The sequence below is a fragment of the Sphingomonas sp. AC449 genome (genome assembly GCF_979253475.1).
This window is the reverse complement of sequence record NZ_CEEDCZ010000091.1, coordinates 1-239: the sequence shown is the minus strand read 5'-3', so window position 1 is coordinate 239 and position 239 is coordinate 1. Positions and strand designations below refer to the sequence as shown.

Sequence of the window (239 nt, the reverse complement as noted above, 5' to 3'; positions counted from 1 at the left end):
GATATCGTCAGGTTTCGCGATGAGCACGGCCGCGTGCCGCAGCACGGCGATGACCGCGACATTTTCGAGCGCCATTATGCGGTGCGCCTCGACCGGCTGCGCGCGCAACCGGAATGCCGCGAGTTGCTGGCGCAGATGGATACGCATGGCCTGCGCGACGCCGCAGACGCGGCATCGCCGATCGAAGCTCTCGAAGACGGCGCGCTCCTGGCCGACCAGGGTATCGAGGTAGAGACGGC

General features: G+C 66.9%; 1 pseudogene. It reads left to right on the top strand.

From position 1 onward, the window contains the following. Positions 1-239 (top strand): annotated as a pseudogene (locus AC0CH3_RS17940) (GIY-YIG nuclease family protein); the annotation flags it as partial.